The 24,540-nt window shown below is 39.5% G+C and carries 22 protein-coding genes; 17 read left to right on the top strand and 5 right to left on the bottom strand.

The window, feature by feature from the left end; all coding sequences use genetic code 11:
* Window positions 1-5: 5 nt before the first annotated feature.
* The 3 genes from ED622_RS10840 (at window position 6) to ED622_RS10830 (ending at window position 2,943) form a co-directional block, all read left to right on the top strand.
* On the top strand, window positions 6-1,148 hold the full coding sequence (locus ED622_RS10840; protein ID WP_122033875.1) for a beta-ketoacyl synthase N-terminal-like domain-containing protein: 1,143 nt from the start codon (window positions 6-8) through the stop codon (window positions 1,146-1,148).
* Entirely contained in the window at window positions 1,145-2,017 is an 873-nt protein-coding gene (locus ED622_RS10835; RefSeq protein WP_122033874.1) for a hypothetical protein, read from the top strand. The genes ED622_RS10840 and ED622_RS10835 overlap by 4 nt, the downstream gene beginning before the upstream one ends.
* A 128-nt stretch (window positions 2,018-2,145) precedes the next feature.
* Window positions 2,146-2,943 carry an alpha/beta fold hydrolase gene (locus ED622_RS10830; RefSeq protein WP_045103337.1) on the top strand — a complete coding sequence of 266 codons (798 nt, stop codon included), beginning with the start codon at window positions 2,146-2,148 and terminating at the stop codon, window positions 2,941-2,943.
* Between the two features lie 77 nt (window positions 2,944-3,020).
* Here the strand turns inward: ED622_RS10830 and purU are convergent, their stop codons facing one another.
* Window positions 3,021-3,854 (bottom strand): formyltetrahydrofolate deformylase, encoded by an 834-nt coding sequence (purU, locus tag ED622_RS10825; RefSeq protein WP_122033873.1) that lies wholly within the window; start codon window positions 3,852-3,854, stop codon window positions 3,021-3,023.
* A 165-nt stretch (window positions 3,855-4,019) separates the two neighbouring features.
* Between purU and ED622_RS10820 the strand changes: the two genes are divergently transcribed.
* The 8 genes from ED622_RS10820 to rnd all read left to right on the top strand — a co-directional run bounded on the left by ED622_RS10820 (window position 4,020) and on the right by rnd (window position 11,913).
* The gene (locus ED622_RS10820) at window positions 4,020-4,208 is read left to right on the top strand and encodes a hypothetical protein (protein WP_122033872.1); all 189 of its coding nucleotides are present in this window, start codon (window positions 4,020-4,022) and stop codon (window positions 4,206-4,208) included.
* A gap of 85 nt (window positions 4,209-4,293) precedes the next feature.
* A complete protein-coding gene (locus ED622_RS10815; protein WP_122033871.1) occupies window positions 4,294-6,255 on the top strand; it encodes an ATP-dependent DNA helicase in 1,962 nt (653 codons plus the stop codon).
* 7 nt (window positions 6,256-6,262) lie between these two features.
* Complete coding sequence (gene tsaB, locus ED622_RS10810; protein ID WP_122033870.1) at window positions 6,263-6,964, top strand: tRNA (adenosine(37)-N6)-threonylcarbamoyltransferase complex dimerization subunit type 1 TsaB; 702 nt, start codon at window positions 6,263-6,265, stop codon at window positions 6,962-6,964.
* Window positions 6,965-7,020: 56 nt separating this feature from the next.
* Complete coding sequence (locus tag ED622_RS10805) at window positions 7,021-7,335, top strand: hypothetical protein (RefSeq protein WP_045102495.1); 315 nt, start codon at window positions 7,021-7,023, stop codon at window positions 7,333-7,335.
* A gap of 23 nt (window positions 7,336-7,358) precedes the next feature.
* Window positions 7,359-7,907: a Slp family lipoprotein gene (locus ED622_RS10800; protein WP_122033869.1), complete on the top strand. Its 549-nt coding sequence runs from the start codon at window positions 7,359-7,361 to the stop codon at window positions 7,905-7,907.
* Between the two features lie 5 nt (window positions 7,908-7,912).
* Window positions 7,913-8,782 (top strand): alpha/beta fold hydrolase, encoded by an 870-nt coding sequence (locus ED622_RS10795; RefSeq protein WP_122033868.1) that lies wholly within the window; start codon window positions 7,913-7,915, stop codon window positions 8,780-8,782.
* 184 nt (window positions 8,783-8,966) lie between these two features.
* On the top strand, window positions 8,967-10,649 hold the full coding sequence (gene fadD / locus ED622_RS10790; protein ID WP_122033867.1) for a long-chain-fatty-acid--CoA ligase FadD: 1,683 nt from the start codon (window positions 8,967-8,969) through the stop codon (window positions 10,647-10,649).
* Window positions 10,650-10,791: 142 nt separating this feature from the next.
* Entirely contained in the window at window positions 10,792-11,913 is a 1,122-nt protein-coding gene (rnd, locus tag ED622_RS10785; protein ID WP_122033866.1) for a ribonuclease D, read from the top strand.
* Window positions 11,914-12,029: 116 nt separating this feature from the next.
* Here the strand turns inward: rnd and minE are convergent, their stop codons facing one another.
* The 3 genes from minE to minC are packed head-to-tail and all read right to left on the bottom strand — an operon-like array spanning window position 12,030 to window position 13,795.
* Entirely contained in the window at window positions 12,030-12,290 is a 261-nt protein-coding gene (minE, locus tag ED622_RS10780) for a cell division topological specificity factor MinE (protein WP_122033865.1), read from the bottom strand.
* A 2-nt stretch (window positions 12,291-12,292) separates the two neighbouring features.
* Window positions 12,293-13,105 (bottom strand): septum site-determining protein MinD, encoded by an 813-nt coding sequence (gene minD, locus ED622_RS10775; RefSeq protein WP_122033864.1) that lies wholly within the window; start codon window positions 13,103-13,105, stop codon window positions 12,293-12,295.
* A 24-nt stretch (window positions 13,106-13,129) separates the two neighbouring features.
* Entirely contained in the window at window positions 13,130-13,795 is a 666-nt protein-coding gene (gene minC / locus ED622_RS10770; RefSeq protein ID WP_122033863.1) for a septum site-determining protein MinC, read from the bottom strand.
* A 183-nt stretch (window positions 13,796-13,978) separates the two neighbouring features.
* Between minC and ED622_RS10765 the strand changes: the two genes are divergently transcribed.
* Together ED622_RS10765 and ED622_RS10760 are read left to right on the top strand one after the other, a co-directional pair.
* Window positions 13,979-14,263 (top strand): YcgL domain-containing protein, encoded by a 285-nt coding sequence (locus ED622_RS10765; RefSeq protein ID WP_122033862.1) that lies wholly within the window; start codon window positions 13,979-13,981, stop codon window positions 14,261-14,263.
* The gene (locus ED622_RS10760) at window positions 14,263-15,237 is read left to right on the top strand and encodes a lytic transglycosylase domain-containing protein (protein ID WP_122033861.1); all 975 of its coding nucleotides are present in this window, start codon (window positions 14,263-14,265) and stop codon (window positions 15,235-15,237) included. Before ED622_RS10765 ends, ED622_RS10760 begins: the two co-directional genes overlap by 1 nt.
* 125 nt (window positions 15,238-15,362) lie before the next feature.
* Here the strand turns inward: ED622_RS10760 and mnmC are convergent, their stop codons facing one another.
* The gene (gene mnmC, locus ED622_RS10755; RefSeq protein WP_122033860.1) at window positions 15,363-17,405 is read right to left on the bottom strand and encodes a bifunctional tRNA (5-methylaminomethyl-2-thiouridine)(34)-methyltransferase MnmD/FAD-dependent 5-carboxymethylaminomethyl-2-thiouridine(34) oxidoreductase MnmC; all 2,043 of its coding nucleotides are present in this window, start codon (window positions 17,403-17,405) and stop codon (window positions 15,363-15,365) included.
* A gap of 120 nt (window positions 17,406-17,525) precedes the next feature.
* Here mnmC and fabB point away from each other — a divergent pair, with 120 nt between their 5' ends.
* From fabB to ED622_RS10735, 4 genes are all read left to right on the top strand, one after another.
* On the top strand, window positions 17,526-18,737 hold the full coding sequence (fabB, locus tag ED622_RS10750) for a beta-ketoacyl-ACP synthase I (protein ID WP_105055090.1): 1,212 nt from the start codon (window positions 17,526-17,528) through the stop codon (window positions 18,735-18,737).
* Between the two features lie 131 nt (window positions 18,738-18,868).
* Window positions 18,869-19,999, top strand: coding sequence for a 4-phosphoerythronate dehydrogenase (locus tag ED622_RS10745; protein WP_122033859.1), 1,131 nt, complete (start codon window positions 18,869-18,871; stop codon window positions 19,997-19,999).
* On the top strand, window positions 19,999-21,012 hold the full coding sequence (locus tag ED622_RS10740; RefSeq protein WP_122033858.1) for an aspartate-semialdehyde dehydrogenase: 1,014 nt from the start codon (window positions 19,999-20,001) through the stop codon (window positions 21,010-21,012). The genes ED622_RS10745 and ED622_RS10740 overlap by 1 nt, the downstream gene beginning before the upstream one ends.
* Before the next feature lie 191 nt (window positions 21,013-21,203).
* Window positions 21,204-24,540 (top strand): FimV/HubP family polar landmark protein (locus ED622_RS10735; RefSeq protein ID WP_122033857.1); only part of this gene is annotated, 3,337 nt, incomplete at its 3' end.

The raw sequence follows: 24,540 nt of genomic DNA, 5'->3' as shown, positions 1-24,540 counted from the left end.
TAACGATGATTACGATACTTGGTGGCGACGTGTTAAGCGCACTTGGCAATAAAACACAGCAATTGGATTTAATGAAAGCGGGCAAATACCTTACTGTTGATAAATCAGTGAATGTATTTGAACAGATCAAAACGTTGCCTTATTACGCGATTCAGAATAATGGTAATTTTGAGGAACTGTTTGATCCTATTCCTTATTTGGACACATTGATCAGCAACTTGTTTGAACTGCACAATATATCAGAGCAAGATCGCCAACGTTGTGGCCTGTTTTTAGGTTGTGCCGCCAATGATATGTCGTTAATGCACCCACTTGGCTCGAGTATTAAAGAAAATAATCCACCTCAGTTTTCAGGTAGTCGAGTCGGAAATGGTGTGTATGCCGATAGATTAACGATTAAGTTTGGTTTAAATCCATTTAGTTTAACTTACAACACCGCTTGTACTTCGAGCTCTAATGCCATTTTAGATGCGGCAACGATGCTGGAGGCGGGTGTCATCGATTATGCACTGGTCATCGGGATGGAAATGTTCGCCTCTCACTCTTTTGAGGGATTCGTATCCATGCAATTATTGGCTCAGCAGCAAACTAAGCCTTTTGATGCAAACAGAGATGGATTGCTATTGGGAGAAGCCTTAGGTGCACTGTTAATGAGTCGTGATGATGTCAAACTATCACCTTGGCAGTTTTGTGGTGGCAGTAGTCAGTGTGAGACTCACAGTGTGACAGGCGTAAACCCGGATGGTTCTGGTATAGCTCAAGTAATTAAGAATGCACTGCAAGCCAGTAATGTGAGCGAAGAAGATATCACCGCTGTAAAGGCACACGGCACCGCAAGTAATCTAAGTGATTTAGCAGAGATAAATGGCATGAAACAAGTGTTTTCTCAAACGCCCTCGTTATTTTCATTAAAGCCGTATATTGGTCACACGCTAGGCAGTTGCGGTGTGAGTGAGTTAGTGATCATGATGCAGGCCATTAACAACGGGTTCATACCTAAAACGCCAAACTTTGAAATTCAAGATGATGAGATTAACTGGACTCCAACACAAGAAAGTATCCCGTGTGACTCTGGGGTATTTTTACTGAACTGTTTTGGTTTTGGTGGTAACAATAATGCACTTGTTGTGAAGAAGGACGTCGTATGATGTATGTGCATTGCGTTGCTAGTGTGAATATTAAACAAGACCAAGATGTTGATGTAAAATCAGAATGCAAAAAAGTGGCGTCTGGTTTTGTTCGTCGAACTGATCGTTTTATTCAACTTAGTTTGTTAGGTGTCTCTGGTATTAAAGAGCAACAGGAATTAGATAAAAATACCGCATTGTTTATGGTCTCTGGTCAGGGGAACTTATCGGTATTTAATCGATTGTGTCAGCAGCGTTATGTGGAAAATATGCCTCCTAAACCCGTCGATTTTATTAACTCATTAAGTAATACGGCTGGGTTTTATATTGCGAAGTTTTTAGGTCTTGAGAGTAAAAACCTAAACTTAGCTCAGCAAGGATTTGTGGTTGAAAATGCATTACTACTAGCCGATGCGAGTCTAAAAAAACAACAAGAGCAGAATATATTGCTGGGTGGGGTGGATGAGCGAGTAGATCAATCTAATGATCCTCATGGTTATTTAGATCTTTCAGAAGATGCGGTGATAGGCGAGGGATCAAATTGGATGTTATTAAGTGCAAGTAAGAATGGCGCTAAAGCAAAAATTGATGTATTAGCTCAACAGTTTAACCAACAATCGTTACTGGCATATCTGACTTCCTTATTAACGACTCAAGCCTTTTTCGCAACGCATGTCGCATTTGGTCAACGAGTTTCAAATGATCTAATAACTTGTGTTATGGACGTTGTGCCTAGTGATTTATTTGATTGCCAACCTGTTTGTGATTTCTACGAAACCAATCAATTGTATGCTTTGAATCTATTTATAGAAGAACAACAAGGCCGCTTACTGTTCATTGATGGCTTTGAGGAGAGATATAGAGTAATAACCCTAACCTTAGATCTATAAATCAATGGGTTAGGATGTCTTTATTTTATCTTGTTAGCTCAACGACAGGAAATGAGGTGATGTATATTCATTACTGTCTTGAAGTGATATAGTCATCGCAATGTATATTTTTTATGAAAGTTGAATGGATGTCTGATTCTTTATTATTCCACAGAGCTTATGAACATGAATCAAGCTCTAAGTGGGTTGTTTTTGTTCATGGTGCGGGTGGAAGTTCGACAACATGGTTTAAGCAAGTAGCTGCTTTTAGGAAGAATTTTAATGTTCTGCTAATTGATCTACGTGGTCATGGACGTTCGAATAATTTCTCGAAAATTAAAGAATTCATGAACAAGCAATACTCTTTTAAAGTGGTAAGCCAAGATATTATTGATGTACTTGATCATCTTAATATTAAATCTGCACATTTTGTGGGTATGTCTTTAGGCACTATTATTATTCGTAATTTAGCCGAGTTAGCACAAGATAGAGTAAGTTCTATGGTGTTGGCAGGGGCAATTACGCGTTTTAATTTTCGATCTCAATTTTTAATTAAGATGGGAGATATGACGAAAAATATCATGCCTTATATGTGGTTATATAAACTTTTCTCTTACGTCGTTATGCCACAGAAAAGCCAAAAAGAATCACGTCATATCTTTACCCGTGAAGCTAAAAAACTGTGCCAGAAAGAGTTTAAACGTTGGTTTAAGTTAGCCGCTGATGTGAATCCACTGATGCGTTATTTCAAAGATAAAGAATTAGCAATTCCTACACTGTATGTGATGGGAGCAAATGATTATTTATTTATGAAGCCAGTAGAAGAGATGGTAGCGGTACATGAACACAGTCAGTTATTGCAAATCCCCGAATGCGGTCATGTGTGTAATATTGATAGACCAAAAGAATTCAATAAGTACGCGATAGAGTTTATTGCAGCTCAATAGAAACCAACATAAGAATTGAATAGAAAACGGCGATCATCACGATCGCCGTTTTTATATCCGTTAACTCATGTTCTGAATTAAAGAATGACGGTTTTGTTACCATATACAAATACGTGATCATTTAAGACTTTAGTTAACGCCTTACTTAATACTGATTTCTCCACATCACGACCGGCCATCGCCATGTCTTCTGCACTGAAGTTATGATCTACAGGGATAACATCTTGCTTAATAATTGGACCTTCATCTAAATCATTCGTTACAAAATGCGCGGTTGCACCAATGATTTTGACGCCACGATCGTAAGCTTGTTGGTAAGGTTTTGCACCAATAAACGCCGGTAAGAAGCTGTGGTGAATATTGATGATTTTTTTGGGGAACTGGGCAACAAAGTTAGCGGTTAATACACGCATGTACTTTGCTAGCACAACATATTCAGGTTGGTATGAGTGAATCACATCCAGCATTTTTTCTTCATGCTCTTCACGTGATAAGCCTTGATGACAAACATGATGGAATGGAATGTCGAATTTTTCGATTAGTCCACCTAAGGTATCGTGGTTGCCAATGACTGCCGCAATCTCAATATTCATGGCACCTGAATAAGCTTTGATCAGAATATCACCAATGCAGTGTGCTTCTTTAGTGACTAGAATTACCACTTTTTTGCACGGCTCAGTGACTAATTTACGGTGACTACCTGCTGGTAAAGCTTGATCAATGTCTAGTAAGAAGGTTTCGTCATTGAAAATACCTTCTAGCTCCGTTCTCATAAAGAATTGACCAGTGACATTATCAACATACTCATTATTGTGAACTATGTTCAATTGATGCTTGTAACAAATGTTGGTTATTTTCGCTATTAGCCCACGAGAATCAGGGCAATCCGTTAGTAGTATTTTCTTTTCCATTTTATCTCTCGTGATCACAAAGTGTTCTATTTAAATTTGATATATATAAAGCGTACCTCTTGTTTGTACCTACAATTGAATGAATCGTAAAGCGTTTTTCATTCAGAAATAAAATTAAATTATAAATAGCACAGGAATACGTGCTCTCTTTTAAAGGCGACCGTTATGGATAAAATGTTAGCAAGTAAACTTTATAAAGAACGTGTAGCATCAATTATGAAAACATCTTTAGATGATATTGATGATGGTAAGTTATTGGGACTATTCGAAAATCATACATCCCCAATGACAGCAGCAAAAGAACTGAGTTCCCCTATTCAAAGTCCTTGGTTAAATCGATACCTTAATAAATAATTCTCAAGAAACTTAACGTTTAGTTTCTTCGAAAATCTTGGCATAATCACTTCCTATTTTATAATCACGATGAATGTAGGTTGATATGATTGCCAAGATTTTTTCTTCTTCAGGCGCGTTAGGTAAGGCCATTCCTGGTTTCCAACCTCGTCAACCTCAGCTTGATATGGCTCATGCGGTCCATGATGCTATTAAAAATGGTACACAACTTGTAGTAGAAGCAGGGACAGGGACAGGAAAAACCTTTGCTTATCTTGCTCCTGCTCTTGTGAGTGGTAAAAAAACCATTATCAGCACTGGCTCTAAAAACTTACAAGAGCAGTTATTTCATCGTGATCTGCCTTTGATGACGTCGTCGTTGGGCTTTTATGGCCAAGTTGCGTTATTAAAAGGGCGTTCAAATTATTTATGCCCTGAACGGTTAAATCAACAACTGGTAGAAAGCCATACTCCGCAAGCTGATCCTGAATTATTAACCCAATTGGTTAAAGTACGGGCTTGGTCATCTGAAACCAAAACGGGTGATCTAGGCGATTGCACAGCGATTGCAGAAGATAGCCCAATTATTCCTTCAATAACCTCTACTAATGACAACTGTTTAGGTAAGGATTGCCCAAGCTTTGATGAGTGTTTTGTGGTTAAAGCACGTAAAAAAGCGATGGATGCAGATGTCGTGGTCGTTAACCATCATCTATTTCTTGCAGACTTAGCGATTAAAGAAACAGGGTTTGGTGAATTAATCCCAGAAGCTGACATTTTTATTTTTGATGAAGCGCATCAGTTACCAGATATTGCGAGTCAATATTTTGGTCAAAATCTATCTAGTCGCCAGTTAACTGAATTAGCAAAAGATATAGAGATCGGTTATCGCACTGAAGCGAAAGACATGCGTCAGTTACAAAAAGTAGCAGAGCGTCTAGCGGGTGCCGCGATGGATCTTCGTATTATTCTAGGTGATACCAATTTTAGGGGTAACTGGCGAGAAGCGATTAAATCACAAGCGGTTCAGCGCGAAATAGTTCGAATCAATGATGCGTTTGAATTAGCTCATGATGTATTAAAGCTAGCACTAGGACGCAGTCAATTATTGGATGCGGCTTTTGATCGTTGTGCTTTATTGAAGAACCGTCTTGAGCGTGTTTGTGATACCACTATTGGTGGTTATTCCTATTGGTATGAATGTACGCCACGTCATTTTAGTTTGAATATTACGCCATTATCTGTGGCTGATAAATTTAAAGAGCAAGTGGCAGATAAAGAAGGTGCTTGGATTTTTACGTCTGCAACGTTAGCGGTAAATGATGATTTCTCTCATTTTACACAACGCTTAGGGTTAGAGCCGACAAAACAATTTTCTCTGCCGAGCCCGTTTGATTATCAAACCCAAGCATTACTGTGTGTTCCTCGCTTTTTGCCTGAACCAAACAGTTATGGCATTGCGGATAAGTTAGTTGAATTATTACAACCCGTGATTAAACAAAATAATGGCCGTTGTTTTTTCTTGTGTACTTCGCACCAAATGATGCGAGATCTGGCGGAGCAATTTAGACAAACTCTCGATTTACCAGTGTTAGTTCAAGGTGAAACGACAAAGCAGAAATTATTGTCTGAGTTTATGGAACTGGGTAATGCATTATTGGTTGCGACAGGGGCTTTTTGGGAAGGTATCGATGTTAGAGGTGACGCGCTAAGCTGTGTTATCATAGACAAACTTCCTTTTACAGCACCTGATGATCCATTGCTAAAAGCTCGAATTGAAGATTGTCAATTGAGTGGTGGTGATGGATTCTCGCAAGTACAAATACCAGATGCTGTGATCACCTTAAAGCAAGGTGTTGGTCGTCTTATTCGAGATACTAAAGATAAAGGGGTATTGGTTATTTGTGATAATCGTTTGGTCACTCGACCTTATGGTTCTACGTTCTTGCAAAGTTTACCACCGATACCGCGCACACGAGATTTACGTAATGTGTCTGAATTTTTGGCAAAAGCCAATCAGACCAATGAAAATGAATCAGAAAAACAAGAAGCCATTTTAGAAAATTGAGGCATTAATGAGCGCAAATATTTTAGCGGTAGATACCGCCACTGAAAACTGTTCTGTCACACTGATTGCTGACGGAAAAGTCTATTCTCGACGTGCAGTGGCACCGCGTGAACACACGATTAAAGTACTTCCATTTGTCGATGAAGTATTAAAAGAAGCGGGTGTGCGCTTACAAGATTTAGATGCTCTTGCATTTGGTCAAGGGCCAGGTAGCTTTACTGGTGTTCGTATCGGTATTGGTATTGCTCAAGGTTTAGCATTTGGTGCCGATTTACCTATGATAGGTATTTCAACATTAGAAGCAATGGCGCAAGCGGGCTACCGAGTTCATGGGGCGACGCAAGTAGCCGCAGCGATTGATGCTCGCATGGGGGAAGTCTACTTTGGTATGTATCAACGTAATGATGATGCAACCTGGACTTATAACGTTGCTGAATCTGTGTTTAAGCCAGAAGCCTTGTTAACGTATTTACCAGAACAATCAGGTGAGTGGTTAACCGTAGGTACCGGCTGGGATGCGTATACGGAAGCGTTAGTGGAATTACCATTAGAGCGCAAAGCATCAGAAGTACTTTATCCTGATGCGGAAGATATCGCGTTTTTAGCGCAACAAAAATTTGAGCAAGGATTGGCGTTGCCAGCAGAAGAATCTGCCCCTGTTTATGTTCGTGATACGGTTACTTGGAAAAAGCTACCAGGTCGTGAATAATTTTTAAATTAGCGGAGTGATGAGTTCCGTTTATTAATCAATTAAGAAAGGTCACTATGGTATCAATTCATGGGCTACCGCCTGCATTAGTACAGAATCAGAAAGTACAAAAGCAGCAAGCCGTTGGAAAGAATAATCAGGTTAAGAAAGCTAATGGCAGTAAAGCCATGGTTGCTCAGCCGTCCAAAGTGGCTACAGCAGTTACTAATCAAGTAAAGCAGCTTAATGCTTCAGAGTATGCTAACTCTCGATTGCAATACGATTTGCCTGAAGGGGGGAATCGTAAAGCAATGGAAGAGTATATGGATATTATGCTGCAAAAGCGTAGAGAGGAACTTGCTCAGCTCGTCGGTGTCGATCTCTATATCTAGCTTCAGTTATGAAAAGGATTAATATGAAACAGACATTGTGCTTTCTATTTGCGTTATTACTTGCAGGTTGTAGCTCACTTCCTACAGAATTAGAATCATCTCAAGCGGCAGTGATTACTGAATACAGTGCTTTTTCAGCAGCTGCTGAACATAGCCGACCAAGCGAAGTACGTTTAGGTGGGGTTGTTGCTCGTATTGATAACTTAAAAACGACCACTCGCATTGAAGTGGTTAACCTACCTATTTCTTCTGCTGGAAAACCAGATATAGCTCAAGAGCCTAATGGCCGATTTGTGGTATATTTTGATGGGTTTATCGATCCGGTGACTTATGCAAAAGGTCGATTAATTACGGTCTTAGGGCAATCAAATGGAATTGAAAAGGCCAATGTCGGTGATTTTCTTTACTCTTTTCCTGTTATAACGGGTACTGCTATTCATTTATGGCAAGTGCAAGAATACGTCGTGACCAATGATTTCAATATGAGCTATATGCCGTGTACTGGCAGTCGATGTTTACATCAGCGCAGTATTGAAAGCCGACGTGGGAAAGTCGTACAGGAAGTAAAATAACCAGTATGAGTTTATTTCAACAATTAAGTATTGACCTTCACCATGGCACAGTAGCCGTGATGGAAATTAAACCAAAAGAGATCCATCAAACGATATTATTTTTACATGGTTGGCAAGATAATGCGGCCACGTTTAAAACAACGATGGAAGCTTACAAAAAGCATCACCCATTTCATCATTTAATTGCGATAGATTGGTTTGGTCACGGGTTATCAAGCCATAAAGGGGATGATAATTTTTATCACTTCTTTGACTATATTGACGATCTTCATCAGATAATACTTCAAACAAAATTAGAAAATGTAGTATTAGTTGGGCATTCACTAGGCGCTTTAATTGCGAGTGCTTATTGTGCTGTTTTTCCTGAAAAAGTGTCCGCACTTATGATGATTGAAGCATTAGGCCCATTGAGTGAAGAAGAAGATAAGATCACTGAACGGTTACGCCAAGGGATCCTAAGTCGCCAACGCTATCGGAATAAGCCTCAACGAACATTAAAAGATAAGCAAGCGGCGATTGAGTTGCGATCAAAAGTGAATCAATTACCTGAGTTACTAATAGAACCAATGGTCACTCGTTCATTAACAACATCATCTGAACATGTGCAATGGACAACTGATGCGAAAGTGAAATGTGATTCTCTCTATCGAATGAGTGAAGCTCATGCTTTATCGTTACTTTCGAAGATTGAATGCCCAGTTGTTGCTGTTATTGGCAGTGAAGGTTATGGGCATTTAAAGCAGAAAACCCATCGATATCGTCATATTTCCAATTTTGAATGTTTTAAAATAGAGGGTGGTCACCACTGCCATTTAGAGCACCCAGATCAAGTGAGCTATTATATTGGTGTTCTGGTTAACAAAATAACCACATAACTGCTTCACATATTTAAAAAAAAGCCATGTTTATGGTCAAATAAGCAACGAATAAATAATTGATAATAAAAATAGTTGACTATAATTGTAGAGTAAATAGTCTACTCATCAAAAGTGATACTGATCACTGTTATTGAGTTATTGCTAAAAGAGCAATGAATCGTATATAGAATAGGAGAAAAGCGTGGATAAAGTTTGGCTTTCACGTTACCCAGAAGACGTACCAGCAGAAATAAACCCAGACCAATACAGTTCATTGGTTGATATGTTTGAGCAATCGGTTCATAAATATGCCGATCAGCCTGCATTTATCAATATGGGTTCAGTAATGACATTTCGTAAGTTAGAAGAGCGCAGTCGTGCTTTCGCTGCTTACTTACAAAATGAACTTAAACTGAAAAAAGGCGACCGAGTTGCTTTAATGATGCCGAACTTATTGCAATATCCTATTGCGTTGTTTGGTGTATTACGTGCAGGTATGGTAGCGGTAAACGTTAATCCACTTTATACACCACGTGAATTAGAGCATCAGTTGAATGATTCTGGTGCGGCGGCAATCGTGATTGTTTCAAACTTTGCTAGTACGCTAGAAGAAGTGGTAGATAATACGCCAGTTAAACACGTGATCTTAACGAATCTAGGTGAGCAATTACCTCGTGCGAAAGGCACTATTGTAAACTTCGTTGTTAAGTACGTGAAGAAAATGGTACCAAAGTACGATCTTCCTCATGCGACTTCTATGCGTAATGCATTGCGTAAAGGCCGTAGAATGCAATATATCAAGCCATTTATTGATAGTCAGGACTTAGCCTTCCTACAATACACTGGTGGTACTACAGGCGTAGCAAAAGGCGCAATGCTGACTCATCGTAATATGATTGCTAACGTAATGCAGGCAAAAGGGGCTTACGGTCCTGTGTTGACAGAAGGTCGCGAGCTTATTGTTACCGCATTGCCTCTGTATCATGTCTTTGCATTAACCGTAAACTGCTTACTATTTGTTGAAATGGGTGGTCGCAACTTACTTATTACTAACCCCCGTGATATTCCTGGTTTTATAAAAGAACTGCAAAAATATCCATTTACGGCAATTACAGGGGTTAATACACTCTTTAATGCGTTAGTAAACAATGAAGATTTCCATGAGTTAGATTTTAGCAATCTTCGCTTATCTGTAGGTGGTGGTATGGCTGTGCAACGTGCAGTTGCTGAAAAATGGCAGCAACATACAGGTTGTTACTTACTGGAAGGCTATGGCTTAACAGAGTGTTCTCCATTGGTTGCAGCTTATCCACATAACCTAACCTCATACAATGGGTCTATTGGTTTACCTGTCCCATCAACTGAAGTTCGTATGGTTGATGAAGAGGGCAATGTCGTTGCTAATGATCAAATTGGTGAGCTTCAAGTCCGTGGTCCTCAAGTGATGAAAGGCTATTGGAACCGTGCTGAAGCAACGAAAGATATGATCACTGATGATGGTTGGGTAAGCACTGGTGATATCGTTAAATTTGATGATGAAGGCTTCCTACACATTGTTGACCGTAAAAAAGACATGATCTTAGTTTCAGGTTTTAACGTGTATCCAAATGAGATTGAAGATGTAGTTGCGCTTCATGGGAAAGTGTTAGAAGTTGCAGCTGTTGGTAAACCTCATCCAACATCGGGTGAAGTGGTTCGTATTTGTGTTGTTAAGCGCGATCCTAGCCTTACTAAAGATGAACTTATTGCTCACTGCCGCAAGCATTTAACTGGTTATAAAATCCCACGTATTGTTGAGTTTAGAGACGATCTTCCAAAAACAAACGTAGGTAAAATTTTGCGTCGTGAACTGCGAGATGAATATAAAGCAGAAGAAAACGCGTAATTTGGTTACAATGTAAAAACACGATAATGCCAGCTTAATCGCTGGCATTATTTTTATAATAAATATAAATAATAGAGACAAGATAGCTTAGTTTTTATTGAGGTTAAGCTATCTTGCCTTACCGATTTTTTAAGGAAGAACTGTGGAATTTGAAATCGTTAAACAGAGTCAACGTTTAGCTGAGATCTGTCAGCAAGCAAGTCATAAACCATTTCTAATGTTAGATACTGAATTTGTACGCACAAGAACGTTATATGCACGTTTAGGTTTGATTCAAATGTTTGATGGTGAAACGTTAGCATTGGTTGATCCGGTTGAAATAGATGATTTAACTCCGCTTTGGGATTTATTAAAAAATGAATCAGTCACTAAGGTACTTCATGCTTGTGGTGAAGATTTAGAAGTGTTCCAACACTACGCAGGTTGTATGCCTACGCCGATGATAGACACTCAAATTATGGCTGCATTCTTGGGTTATGGTTTATCCACGGGCTTTGCGAAATTGGTGTCGGATTATTTAGGTGTAGATCTAGATAAAGGTGAGGCTCGAACAGATTGGATGGCGCGTCCATTGTCTGAAAAACAGCTTAACTATGCCGCAGCAGATGTGCATTACTTACTGCCTATGTTTGAAAAGCTAAAAGCAGAATTAGCAGAAACACAGTGGGAAGCAGCAGCCTATGAAGAATCTGAATTAGCGGTAAAAAAACGTGAAAAGCAGCCAGATGCTGAGAAAGCGTATTTAGATATTAAAAATGCATGGCAATTAAACCCTAAGCAATTAGCAATATTGAAAATGGCCGCGAAATGGCGTTTAGAAGAAGCTAGAAAGCGTGATTTAGCGGTTAACTTTGTTGTTCATGAATTAAGTTTATGGAAGTTAGCGCGTTTTGGTTTGCGCAGCAAAGAGCAAATGCTAAAAGAGGGTTTTGACCCAAGAGAAGTTCAACGTCATGGTGGTAAGCTGTTACGCTTTACTTATTTAGCGGATGATTTAGATCCAGCAGAATACCCAAAAGAGATCTCTCGATTAATGGATTACCCAGGCTATAAGCAGATTTTTAAGCTGTTGAAAGATGAAGTGAAATTAGCTTCAGATCAGTCTGGATTAATGCCTGAATTTCTGTCGTCTAAAAAGCAGTTAAATCAGTTACTTTCTTGGAAGTGGAAGAAAAATTCTGCGCCAGAATTCAAACCGGAAACATTAAACGGTTGGCGTGGTGACTTATTAGAAGCTCGATTTATGTCTGTGCTTGAAAAGTAATATCAATGTAATTAATTAGGTAATTACTTGAATTGGTATTATTGCTTGCTTACTAAAAAGGTGACTATTAATAGTCACCTTTTTTAATATTATAAGCGCAGTGTTTAACCTAAAGATTAATGGTCGTCTTCTGGAAGCGTCACGTTTAGTTCTAAAACTGATAGGTCTTCTTCTTTTTGTTCAAGAGACACGGTTACCATTTCAGGACTTACGTTTACATATTTACTGATCACTTTAAGAATATCTTCTTTTAGCTGTGGTAAATATGAAGGAGCAGGACCGCCATTGCGACGTTCTGCAACGATGATCTGTAGCCTTTCCTTAGCTATGTTAGCAGTGGCTTTTTTCTGTGGTCTAAAAAACTCAAGCAATGCCATGCTTAACCTCCAAATAGTCGTTTAAAGATACCTTTCTTCTCTTCTTCTAAGAAGCGGAATGAAACTTCCTTGCCTAACAGACGGTCTACTGCATCTTGGTATGCAGAGCCTGCGTTTGATTCTTCGTCAAAAATTACTGGAACACCTTTGTTAGATGCATTTAGTACTGATTGACTCTCTGGAATAACTCCCAATAGTGGAATATTCAAGATTTCTTCAACATCTTCTACGCTTAACATTTCGCCTTGATTTACACGAGCAGGGCAATAACGAGTAAGTAGTAAATGTTGCTTAACTGGTTCTAATGACTCTTCTGAACGACGTGATTTAGAATCTAAAATCCCTAGAATTCGGTCTGAATCTCGAACTGAAGAAACTTCAGGGTTCGTCGTAATAATTGCCTCATCAGCAAAGTATAGTGCCATTAATGCACCAGCTTCGATACCCGCAGGAGAGTCACAAATAATGAAGTCAAAATTCATTTCAATAAGGTCATCAAGAACTCGGCGTACACCTTCTTTGGTTAGTGCGTCTTTATCGCGAGTTTGAGAAGCCGGTAGGATAAACAAGTTACCTACGCGCTTATCTTTGATTAGTGCTTGATTTAGAGTGGCTTCGCCATTAATCACGTTTACAAAATCGTAAACTACACGACGTTCACAACCCATGATTAAATCAAGGTTACGTAAGCCTATATCAAAATCGATAACTGCTGTTTTCTTGCCAGCCAGCGCAAGACCTGATGCAATAGCAGAACTCGACGTAGTTTTACCTACACCGCCCTTGCCTGAAGTCACAACGACAATACGTGCCATTTTTATTATTCCTTTTATGTTGTGCTATAACGTTAGGGTATCGATCTGAATACGGTCTTCAACCATAGTGATCATGACATTTTGATGCCAATACTCTTTGTCAATTTGGTCGCTTAACCAATAATTACCCGCAATGGAAATCAGTTCAGCTTGTAAATTCTTACAGAAAACTTTTGCTTCTGTTTGGCCACTCGCACCAGCAATTGCTCTGCCTCGCAAGGTTCCATGTATATGTATACTGCCATCAGCAATGACCTCAGCGCCTGGGCTTACGTGATTTAATATCACAAGGTCGGCATCTTTTGCATACACTTGCTGACCAGAACGAATAGGGGTTCTAACCACTTTCGTTGGTTGCATATTGGCTTTTTGTGTTACTTGTTGAGGTGTAAATGAGGTCATAACAGCAAACCCTGCTGCAGTGGCCTGAGCTTGTTTTTCTTTATCTTTGCAGCCAGTGATCCCGACAGGGATCATACCAGTGCGTTCGACACCAGATTTTAGCTCAACAAAGTTAATTTCATTTGATACATTTTCAATGTTTACAACAACAGGCGCAGAAGCAAAAAAAGAAGGCGCTTTTGCCACTTTTTCTTCAAGCATAGCTAATGCCTGATGTACGTCATCATTAGGTAAATGTAATACTGAAAGGGTGAAATTACTGCCCTTTAAATCGGCTGTTTTTGTCATACTATTCTGTATCTTGATAAATTTAATACCACAAATCTGATACCATGTTATAGTCAGTTTGACTGCACAGCAAGTTATCTTCTTGTCTTAAGTGTACTTTTTAGTAAGGCTCTCATCAAATAGACATTGTTTACATGTTAGAAGTTGAGAGCAAGATCAACCCTTTTCAAAATAGGTTATAAAATGTTCTGTTCAGTTTATAAAAGTACCAAAAAACAAGGTGCTTATCTTTATATAGAGAAAAAAGATGACTTTACACCAGTTCCTAAAGAACTGATGGCGATGTTTGGAACGCCAACCATGGTAATGGTAGTAAACTTAGCAGGAAGAACGCTAGCTTCAGTTGATGTAGAAACAGTAAAGACATCAATTAAAAATGAAGGTTTCTTTTTACAACTTCCGCCACCACCAGAAAATTTGCTTGAAAAATATAAAAAAGATAAAGCAGCAAGAAAAGAGAGTGAATAATGAAGAAAAAATTACTGCTAGGGATAGTCAGTCTGCTCATGGCAACATCTGTTACAGCAAATACTCCTGAAGGGGAATTTCAGGACTATATTGTAGAATTAAAAAATGAAGCGAGAGAGATAGGTATTTCAGAACCTATTCTTGAGCGTGCATTTAAAGATATTGCCTTTAAAGAAAAAGCGGTCAAATCAGATCGTAACCAGCCAGAAAAAAAATTAACGCTAGATGAGTATATTCCACGCGCAGTGCCGAAATGGAAAATCAAACAAGCAAACGATTTATACCAAAAACACTATAAAGAATTGACCCGAATTGGTAATGAATATGGGGTTCAGCCTCGTTTTATTGTTGCGTTATGGGGCGTTGAAAGTAACTTTGGTAAGCTGACCGGTGGTTATAATGTGATTGAAGCATTGACGACGTTAGCTTATGACGGCCGTCGTGAAGAATTCTTCAAAAAACAAACCATGGCTGCATTAACCATTTTACAGCAAGGTCACATTACTCCAGAAAACATGAAAGGTTCATGGGCAGGGGCGATGGGACAATGTCAGTTCATGCCAACGTCATTCTTAGCTTATGCCGTTGATGGCAATGGTGATGGTCGTAAAGATATTTGGACCACTCACGCGGATGTATTCGCATCAGCAGCAAACTACTTAAAGCAAGTGGGTTGGGACGATACTTATACGTGGGGACGTCAAGTACAATTACCTGAATCATTAGATGCTGAAAGCCTAAAAGGGCTATCGGAAGAAAAAGATAAGTCGCTAGCTCAATGGCAAGACCTTGGTGTTCGTCGTTTAACGGGTAAAGCATTACCTGACGTCGATATTGAAGCGTGGTTAGTGCAACCTGATGATAACGATGGTCGTGCGTACCTTGTTTACAATAATTACCAAGTCTTAATGGATTGGAACCGTTCGCATTACTTTGCGCTAGCGGTGAGCCATTTGGCTGATTCGATTAAGTAAATTATAGAGTTCAGATCGGTCGCAAGCTCCCTAGCAGAATTCAGAGGTTAGTGTTGTTAGTTGTATACTTACAACGAACACCTCTGAATTCTTTAAGCGAAGCGATCTGAACTCTGCTCTAGCTCTTAAATATCCAACGGCTTTCCTTTCAACAACCTTCTCACCCATAATCTTCCTGGGTGCAATCCTTCAAGTACTGAATTTGGTAGCGGAATTGGATCTCCCATGATCTGTGATGCTAAGGTTTCTGCCAATAGTGGTGCAGAGCTTAATCCTCTTGAACCTAATGTCAGCATACAGAATAAACCTTCATAGACAGGAATCTCTTTTGCTTCACGTAACCAGTGGCGTTTTTTATAGATATACTTGTACTCTTCTTGCATATCCTCAAAACGAACCACATTGCCAAGAAATGGCAGATGATCACGACTGGCGCAGCGAATGCCGACACGAGCGTGATTGTCAGACGTATCTGCCTCTTTCACCCAAGCTTCATTAGGAATACATTTCTGTAATCGTTCACCATTTTCTATTTGATCTGATTCTTTAAACGCTAAATCTAAATCACGGCGATCGTAACTTGCGCCAATACAATGGCTTTGATTCTTGGTATTTTCAGGGGTTAAATAACCGTCATAACACAACACTGTTTTCAGTTTTTTTAGTGATTCCGTGGTAGGAATATGACTCACTTGGCCTCGAACCGGTGTTGCTGGAATATCTTTGGTCTGTTCGAAATCAGTAAATTTATGGCCATTAGCAACCACAACGGCTTGATGTCGATTTATTTTTTCACCAAGAATAACGTTCCATTGCTTATCGTCAGTTTGAGTTAATTGCGTCACTTCAGCGTTATTATGCAACGTAAATAGTGGGTTTTCTGATAAATGAGTAAAGATCCCACGAGTTAACTGTTTTGGACATAACCAGCCCCCAAGAGGGTAATGAACGCTCTCCATATTGATTGGTAGGCCAACATGGTGGTTTGTTTCTTCTTTGCTAAATGCGGTGACGAGTTCATTGGGAAACTGAGCGGTTAGCATTTTATTTAATTTATTTTCTGATTTATCATCCCATTTGAGTTGGGTTACGCCGCACCAATCGTGATCAAATTCCACGTCTTTGGCTGCTTGGTCGATGAACTGACGAGCAAAAATAAAGCCGGGAGCAAAGAATCGTGACAGTGAGTTAAACTTCTCATTCAGTAGAGGATATACAGCGCCTTGCTGATTACCAGAAGCGCCTTGTGCGGCTTTATCATCTTTACAGTAAACAGTGACATTTACACCGCGACGAAGCAGTGTTGTCGCCAATGATGCACTGGCAACACCTCCACCAATAATAGCCACATCTGTGATATTTTCTGGTGTCGAGCGTGCATACCAAACCGCATGATTCGCCTTGGTTTTACGTTCCGTTAATGTACCAGCGATCATGTCTCTTTTATGAGCGAAACCTTTGACTTTTTTCATATCAAAGCCTGCTTCAATCAAGCCTCGACGAACAAAACCTGCTGCTGTGAAAGTAGCGCAAGTACAGCCTTTTTTAGCAAGGCTGGCCATATTATTAAATAGATTTTGATTCCACATTTCAGGGTTTTTACTTGGTGCAAAACCATCTAAAAACCAAGCGTCGATAACTCCTGAATCATCCATCCAAATTTGTGGCATACAGTCTTTGATATCACCGAACCAAAGGTCGAGTGTTATCATGCCATCTTCTAATACCAGTCGGTGACAATCTGGAACGGCAGCAGGATAATGTTCTTGCAGTTGCTCAGCTAGCTCTGCTAATTCAGGCCATGCTTGGTGGGCCTTAATGAGATCGGCCTTAGTGACAGGGAATTTTTCAAAACTAACAAAATGAAGCTCTTTAAGTGCAGCATCTGGGTTTTGTTCTCTAAATGTTTTAAACCATTGCCACACAGCAAGGAAGTTTAACCCAGTACCAAATCCTGTTTCACCGATTACAAAACGACGTTGGTCATAATCTTGCCATCTTTGAGGCAGATGATTTTGCTGTAAGAAGACGTATCGTGTCTCTTCTAATCCATTATCATTAGAAAAATAGACATCATCAAAGTCATTTGAGACAGGAGTTCCAGACTCATTCCAATCAAGGATTGCATTAGTGATGCTGTTTTGTGGTAAAATGTGATTTCGTGACATAAATTAGAACCATTAAAGATAATCTACGTCGGATTTTAACGACTTATAGGAAAGCTGACCACTTTGTTGTGCTATCTTCGCTATTATCTACCAAGATTTATGACTTATTAGGAAAGAATCATGAAAAGAGCCGTAATTACAGGCATGGGCATTGTATCAAGTATCGGTAACAATGCAGAAGAAGTATTAGAGTCTCTGAAAGCTGGTAAATCAGGCATTAACTTCTCTGAGCAGTTCGCTGAAAAGGGTCTGCGCAGTAATGTTTGGGGCGATTTGAAAATGAACCCTGCTGACCACATCGATCGCAAAAAAATGCGTTTCATGGGTGATGCGGCTGCATTTGCTTACATCTCAATGGAGCAAGCAGTAGCAGATTCTGGCTTAACAGAAGATCAAGTTTCAAATGACCGCACAGGTATTGTTGCAGGTTCTGGTGGTGCATCATCACTAAACCAAGTAAATGCAGTGGATATCTTGCGTGAGAAAGGCGTTAAGCGTGTTGGTCCATACATGGTTCCACGTACAATGGCGTCAACGGTTTCTGCATGTCTTGCAACACCGTTTAAAATTCGTGGTGTTAACTACTCAATGAGTTCTGCATGTGCAACTTCTGCGCACTGTATTGGTCACGCGGTAGAGCTTATTCAACTTGGCAAACAAGACGTAATGTTTGCTGGTGGTGGTGAAGAGCTAGATTGGTCTCTAACGATGATGTTTGATGCGATGGGCGCACTATCATCAAAATACAATGACACACCAGAAAAAGCATCTCGTACTTACGATGCAGATCGTGACGGTTTCGTTATCTCTGGTGGCGGCGGTATGGTTGTTATCGAAGAACTTGAACATGCACTTGCTCGTGGCGCTAAAATTTACGGTGAAATCGTAGGTTACGGTGCAACATCTGATGGCTACGACATGGTAGCACCATCAGGCGAAGGCGCAGTTCGTTGTATGAAAATGGCAATGCAAAACGTAGACAGCGTAGATTACGTGAACACTCACGGTACATCTACACCTGTTGGTGATGCAAAAGAGTTAGGCGCTATCCAAGAAGTATTTGGTGCGAACAGCCCTGCAATCTCTGCAACTAAAGCAATGACTGGTCACGCACTAGGTGCAGCCGGTGTTCATGAGGCTATCTACTCAACGCTAATGCTAGAGCACGGTTTTATCGCGCCAAGTATCAACGTTGAAACACTAGATCCAGCAGCTGAAGGTCTTGATATCGTTACTGAAAAACGCGATCAAAAACTAACAACAGTTATGTCTAACAGCTTTGGTTTTGGTGGTACAAACGCAACGCTAGTAATTAAGAAATACGAAGCGTAATCGCGTAACCACTAAAAAAAGATAGTAAAACCCAGTCACTTAAATTGGCTGGGTTTTTTTATGCCTGTTTTCTATCACGGAAGTGAGTGATAAACTGAATTCATAAATCGAAAAGGATAACTGATTAAAAAATGAAAATATTGATTGATGAAAATATGCCTTATGCTGCTGAACTATTTAGTGAGCTAGGCGAAGTTGTTGCTAAATCAGGAAGAACACTAACAGCAGATGATTTAATTGATGTTGATGCATTAATGATTCGATCTGTAACCAAAGTGAATGCTGAGCTGATCTCAAAAGCCAATAAACTTAAGTTTGTAGGCACAGCAACAGCAGGTATGGACCATGTTGATCAAACTTTATTGAAAGAAAAAGGGATATTTTTCACGGCAGCTCCTGGTTGTAATAAAGTGGGTGTTGCTGAATACGTATTAAGTTGTGTCATGGTATTGGCTCAACAACACGGTTTTTCTATCTTTGATAAAACGTTTGGTATTGTGGGTGCAGGTCAAGTTGGTTCTTATTTAGCTAAATGTCTTGATGCGTTAGCTATTCCATACTTACTTAATGACCCAATCAAAGAGCAAGAAGGCGATCAACGCGCATTCGTGCCGCTAGAAGAATTGTTAGAAAAATCAGATGTTATTAGTTTCCATACGCCGATCACCCGCAATGGTGAATTTCCAACTCATCATCTGATGAATGAAAAAAGATTAACAGCGCTGCGTAATGACCAAATAGTGATCAATGCTGCGCGTGGTCCTGTGGTTGATAATCAAGCATTAAAACAACGCTTATTAAAACAAGATGGCTTTAAAGCGGTATTAGATGTGTTTGAGTTTGAGCCAGAAGTTGATATGGAATTATTGCCTTTACTCTCTTTCGCCACTCCTCATATTGCAGGGTATGGACTAGAAGGCAAAGCACGTGGAACAACCATGATCTTTAACTCTTATTGTGAGTTATTAAATCGTGAAGAACGAGCTGATCCTCAGGCTCTATTACCTATCGCGCCAATCCCTAATGTGACACTAAATCAGCAATGGGATCATTCAACACTGCACAATTTGATTCAGTTAGTCTATGATGTGCGAAAAGATGATGCCATATTCAGAACCGAAATCTCAACAGTTGGTGCATTTGACAAAATGCGCAAAGATTATTGGGATAGAAGAGAATACAGTGCAATCACAATCACAGGTGATAAAAACTGTGGTCTTACCCCGTTACAACAACTTGGATTTACAATCGAGGAAGTCTAATGACTCAAGAATTTGATGTTGCCATTCTTGGCGCAACTGGTGCCGTTGGCGAAACAATCATAGAAGTATTGCAAGAGCGTAAGTTTCCTGTTCGCAATTTATACCTTTTAGCTTCCGAGCGTAGTGAAGGTAAAACAGTTCGTTTTAATAATAAGACATTAACTGTTGAAAATGTAGAAGAGTTTGATTGGAGCCAAGTGCAAATAGGTCTATTTTCTGCGGGTGGTGAACTTTCAGCTAAATGGGCTCCAATTGCAGCAGAGTCTGGTGTTGTTGTTATCGATAATACCTCGCACTTCCGTTACGATCAGGATATTCCATTAGTGATCCCAGAAGTAAATCCTGAGGCCCTTGCTGATTTTCGTAACCGCAATATCATTGCGAACCCTAACTGTTCAACGATTCAAATGTTAGTTGCGTTAAAACCAATTCATGATGCTGTAGGTATTGATCGTATTAACGTATCAACGTACCAGTCAGTGTCAGGTTCTGGTAAAGCGGGTATTGATGAATTAGCAGGTCAAACGGCTAAGCTATTAAATGGCTTACCAGCAGAGAACAAAGCATACGATAAGCAAATTGCATTTAACTGCCTACCTCACATTGATGAGTTCATGGACAATGGCTACACCAAAGAAGAAATGAAAATGGTGTGGGAAACGCAAAAAATCTTTGCAGATGAAAGCATCACAGTGAATGCAACGTGTGTGCGTGTCCCTGTTTTTTATGGCCATGCTGAATCGGTTCATATTGAAACTCGTGCTCCAATTGATGCAGCAGAAGCAACTCGTTTACTTGAAGAGACAGATGGAATTGAAGTATTCCACGGTAATGATTACCCAACACAAGTGAGTGATGCTACAGGTAAAGACCATGTAATGGTTGCTCGTATTCGTGAGGATATTAGTCACTCAATGGGGCTAAATATGTGGGTTGTTGCAGATAATGTACGTAAGGGTGCTGCAACCAACGCAGTACAAATCGCAGAAGTATTAATTCGCGATTATTATTAATAGATAATATATATGCAGAATTGTTTATAACAAATACGCATATTAGCCATAAAAAAGAAAGCCTTAGTGAAAGCTAAGGCTTTTTTCTTCCATTAACCCCACAGTTTTTGCTAAATCGCTACAGTTTTTTTATTATTATCCGATATAGTTACATAGATATCATTTTTTCATTTATTTAAGAGGCATCTCTAGTGTCTGACGCATCCAACAAATTGTTAAAAACGCTAACTCCTTTGGCGCTATTCATTGCATCACAATGTTCCGTTGCAAACGCAGCAGGAACAATTCAAATTGTGGGGCCTGAGGGAAAGGATCAAACTGTCAGTTCGCAAGCTGTTGTTCAATCACAACCAGAGAGAGCCTCGACTACTGCTGTTGTGCAAAAAGCAAAAACACCGACAAAAATGTATGGCCCAACAAAAGAAGATGAAACTCTGTGGTCAATTGCAAGTCGTGTGAACCCATCAAATACGACCTCGGTACAGCAAACCTTAATTGCTATTTATCGCTTAAATCCACACGCCTTTGAAAATAATAATATTCATGGATTAGAGCCAAATAGCCGTTTGCGATTACCGACGTTAGAACAAGTTCGTCGTGAAAATACTGATGATGCTAAACAACTGCTTATTGCCCATAAAAATAAACAGAACGCGCAAAAATCAGTGAGTACCAAAACGACAAGTACAGTTGTATCAGAGCGTAAATCAACGCCAGCGTCAAAAGAAACAGCGTTATCTCCAAGTAAAGAAAAAGCATCGGTTGTTAATAAATCACCAGCTAAAGAGGTGAGTAAAGCTGTTGCTCCTGCTTCAGTTATTGAGCTGAAATCTGAATTAGATACCACAGAACAAGAATTTTCAGCATTACAAGAAAATAACCACCAACTGCGTGTTCGATTAGCAGAAGTTCAAAATGAAGTCGACAATCTAAAAAATTCATTAGGTGATGAAGACCGAATTCGTAATGAAGTCGAAAAATTCATTAATGAACAGAAACAACTTGCGGCTGCTGAGAAAAAAGCAGAACCAAGTGCAATGGATAATTTAGCATCAAGCCCAGGTCTAATCGCATTACTTGCTTTAATTCCAGGCGCCTTAATTGCAGGCTTAATTGCATTCTTCTTATTCCGTCGTAAGAAAGAGGAAGAGGAAGACGCAGAAAATACGTCAGAAACTCAGCCTTCACCGCTAGTTATGCCAGAAAATAATTTCAATATGGATGATGACATTCCAGAAATTAGTTTAGATGACGATGATGACCTTTTAGGTGATCTAAATGATGACGAATTCTTATTTGGTGACGATAATTCAGATTCAAATGATGATTTATTCGCTGAGTTTGAAACCGAAAATAACAGTTCAGATAATGATGACCCATTTGCTTCATTAGACGGTGAAGAAAACGATGATTTAGATTTAATGTTGTCTGATGGAGATCTTGATTTAGACCTTGATGGTTTAGATGATGACATTGATATGTCCTCAAGTGCACTAACCGTTGATGCGGAAGAAAAAGCACTAGGTCTTGAGGAGATGGAAAAAGCACTGAATGATTTCGACAGTGATTTATTCTCAGCAAGCGATTTAGAAGAAGAAGATGACGACTTTGATCTATCACTTATTGATGATTCAGATCTATCAGCGTTAGATAAATCAGCGCCAGAACTTGATGATAACGAAGATCTTGAAGGTGGAGAACTTGATCAATCAATGCTAGATGATCTGTTCTCATCAATGGATATGGAAGATGACTCAGAAGAGTCTGAGCTAGACCAAGGTTGGGATCTGGACGAAAAAGAAGAAACCAAACTTGCTCCAGAGTCGGTTTCAAATTCAGTAGAAGATGAATTGGACTTTGATGCTTTATTATCAGAGATGGAAAATACAAATGAAACGACTGAAGGTTCTAATAAAGAAGAGAGTATCGAACTAGATAATGATGATGCTTTATTTGGAGAGCTTGATGAAGAGGGTATTGATTTAGAATCTGATAAAGAGAGTACAGCGTTACTAGATGAGTTGCTTAATGAATCTGATGATGAAGAGAGTATTGATTTAGATATCGAAGATGACAATACGGCGCTACTTGATGAGTTATTGGGCGAGTCTGATGATGAAGAAGAGAGCATTGACTTAGATATCGAAGATGACAGTACGGCATTACTTGATGAATTACTTGGTGATGACGAAGAGCTGAGTGAAGAAGACGACAGTGTAGAAATCGATGAAGATAGCACAGCCCTTCTGGATGAGTTTTTAGATGATGAAGACGAAGACGATACAATTGAGCTAGATGAAGACAGCACCGTACTTTTAGATGAGTTACTTGGTGATGATGTTGAAGAGGAAGAAACTACTCCGGGAAAGCGTGGCGATGATACTGAAGTAGAAGGTGTAGCAGTATCAGAGGCACTTTCAGAAGACACACCTCGTGATGAAGATTGGTTAGTTGAAGCTGATGAAGACGAAGATGATGATATTTCATTATTTGAATCTGATACAGAAAAAGAAGATGCTTCATTTGAGCTTGATGATCTTCTTGAACCAGAAGTTGAATTAGAAACTGAACAAGATGATGCGTTGTCTGAACTTGAAGAGCCAGTAGTACTGGATACACCAAATACAGATGCGATAGAACAAGCTCAAGAACCAGAGTCAGAAACTAACGATGAGTTAGATGATCTGTTTGCTGAAACTGAAGAGCTAGATGTTGAAAATGATGAGCCTTTAGCTGAAGTAGAAGAGGAAGCAGAAGACGACATCTCATTTGAGCTTGATGATCTTCTTGAGCCAGAAGTTAAATTAGAAACTGAGCAAGATGATGCATTGTCTGAACTTGAAGAGCCAGTAGAACTGGGTACACCAAGTGCTGATGCGACAGAACAAGCTCAAGAGTCAGAGTTAGAGCCAGAAACTAACGATGAGTTAGATGATCTGTTTGCTGAAACTGAAGAGCTAGACGTTGAAAATGATGAGCCTTTAGCTGAGGTAGAAGAGGAAGCAGAAGATGAAATTTCGTTTGAGCTTGATGATCTTCTTGAACCTGAAGTTGAATTAGAAACTGAGCAAGATGATGCATTGTCTGAACTTGAAGAGCCAGTAGAACTGGGTACACAAAGTATTGATGCGACAGAACAAGCTCAAGAGTCAGAAGTTGACGATGAGCTTGATGATTTTCTTGAATCTGAAGTTGAATTAGAAACTGAGCAAGATGATGCGTCGTCTGACCTTGAAGAGCCAGTAGAACTGGATATACCAAGTACAGATACGACAGAACAAGCTCAAGAGTCAGAGTTAGAGTCAGAAACTGACGATGAGTTAGATGATCTGTTTGCTGAAACTGAAGAGCTAGACGTTGAAAATGATGAGCCTTTAGATAAAGTAGAAGATGAAGACGACGAAAATGCTTTTTCTTTAGATGACTTCTTAGAAAACAGTGCTGTTGATTTTTCACAACCAAGCAATGAAAATCTACTAGATGATAATGATAATGATAATGACAGTGACTTTGCAGGACTAACAATAG

It is taken from the genome of Aliivibrio sp. EL58 (genome assembly GCF_900312675.1).
GTDB lineage: Bacteria > Pseudomonadota > Gammaproteobacteria > Enterobacterales > Vibrionaceae > Aliivibrio.
This window is presented reverse-complemented; position numbering and strand designations above follow the sequence as displayed.

Bases quoted from the DNA above. Each gene is read 5' to 3' on its own strand.
- ED622_RS10820 (WP_122033872.1), top strand. From the start codon at position 4,020: ATGGATAAAATGTTAGCAAGTAAACTTTATAAAGAACGTGTAGCATCA.
- fabB (WP_105055090.1), top strand. From the start codon at position 17,526: ATGAAAAGAGCCGTAATTACAGGCATGGGCATTGTATCAAGTATCGGT.
- ED622_RS10840 (WP_122033875.1), top strand. From the start codon at position 6: ATGATTACGATACTTGGTGGCGACGTGTTAAGCGCACTTGGCAATAAA.
- ED622_RS10805 (WP_045102495.1), top strand. From the start codon at position 7,021: ATGGTATCAATTCATGGGCTACCGCCTGCATTAGTACAGAATCAGAAA.
- mnmC (WP_122033860.1), bottom strand. From the start codon at position 17,405: ATGTCACGAAATCACATTTTACCACAAAACAGCATCACTAATGCAATC.
- ED622_RS10815 (WP_122033871.1), top strand. From the start codon at position 4,294: ATGATTGCCAAGATTTTTTCTTCTTCAGGCGCGTTAGGTAAGGCCATT.
- tsaB (WP_122033870.1), top strand. From the start codon at position 6,263: ATGAGCGCAAATATTTTAGCGGTAGATACCGCCACTGAAAACTGTTCT.
- ED622_RS10745 (WP_122033859.1), top strand. From the start codon at position 18,869: ATGAAAATATTGATTGATGAAAATATGCCTTATGCTGCTGAACTATTT.
- purU (WP_122033873.1), bottom strand. From the start codon at position 3,854: ATGGAAAAGAAAATACTACTAACGGATTGCCCTGATTCTCGTGGGCTA.
- ED622_RS10795 (WP_122033868.1), top strand. From the start codon at position 7,913: ATGAGTTTATTTCAACAATTAAGTATTGACCTTCACCATGGCACAGTA.
- minD (WP_122033864.1), bottom strand. From the start codon at position 13,105: ATGGCACGTATTGTCGTTGTGACTTCAGGCAAGGGCGGTGTAGGTAAA.
- ED622_RS10830 (WP_045103337.1), top strand. From the start codon at position 2,146: ATGTCTGATTCTTTATTATTCCACAGAGCTTATGAACATGAATCAAGC.
- ED622_RS10835 (WP_122033874.1), top strand. From the start codon at position 1,145: ATGATGTATGTGCATTGCGTTGCTAGTGTGAATATTAAACAAGACCAA.
- ED622_RS10800 (WP_122033869.1), top strand. From the start codon at position 7,359: ATGAAACAGACATTGTGCTTTCTATTTGCGTTATTACTTGCAGGTTGT.
- ED622_RS10760 (WP_122033861.1), top strand. From the start codon at position 14,263: ATGAAGAAAAAATTACTGCTAGGGATAGTCAGTCTGCTCATGGCAACA.
- ED622_RS10740 (WP_122033858.1), top strand. From the start codon at position 19,999: ATGACTCAAGAATTTGATGTTGCCATTCTTGGCGCAACTGGTGCCGTT.
- ED622_RS10765 (WP_122033862.1), top strand. From the start codon at position 13,979: ATGTTCTGTTCAGTTTATAAAAGTACCAAAAAACAAGGTGCTTATCTT.
- minC (WP_122033863.1), bottom strand. From the start codon at position 13,795: ATGACAAAAACAGCCGATTTAAAGGGCAGTAATTTCACCCTTTCAGTA.
- minE (WP_122033865.1), bottom strand. From the start codon at position 12,290: ATGGCATTGCTTGAGTTTTTTAGACCACAGAAAAAAGCCACTGCTAAC.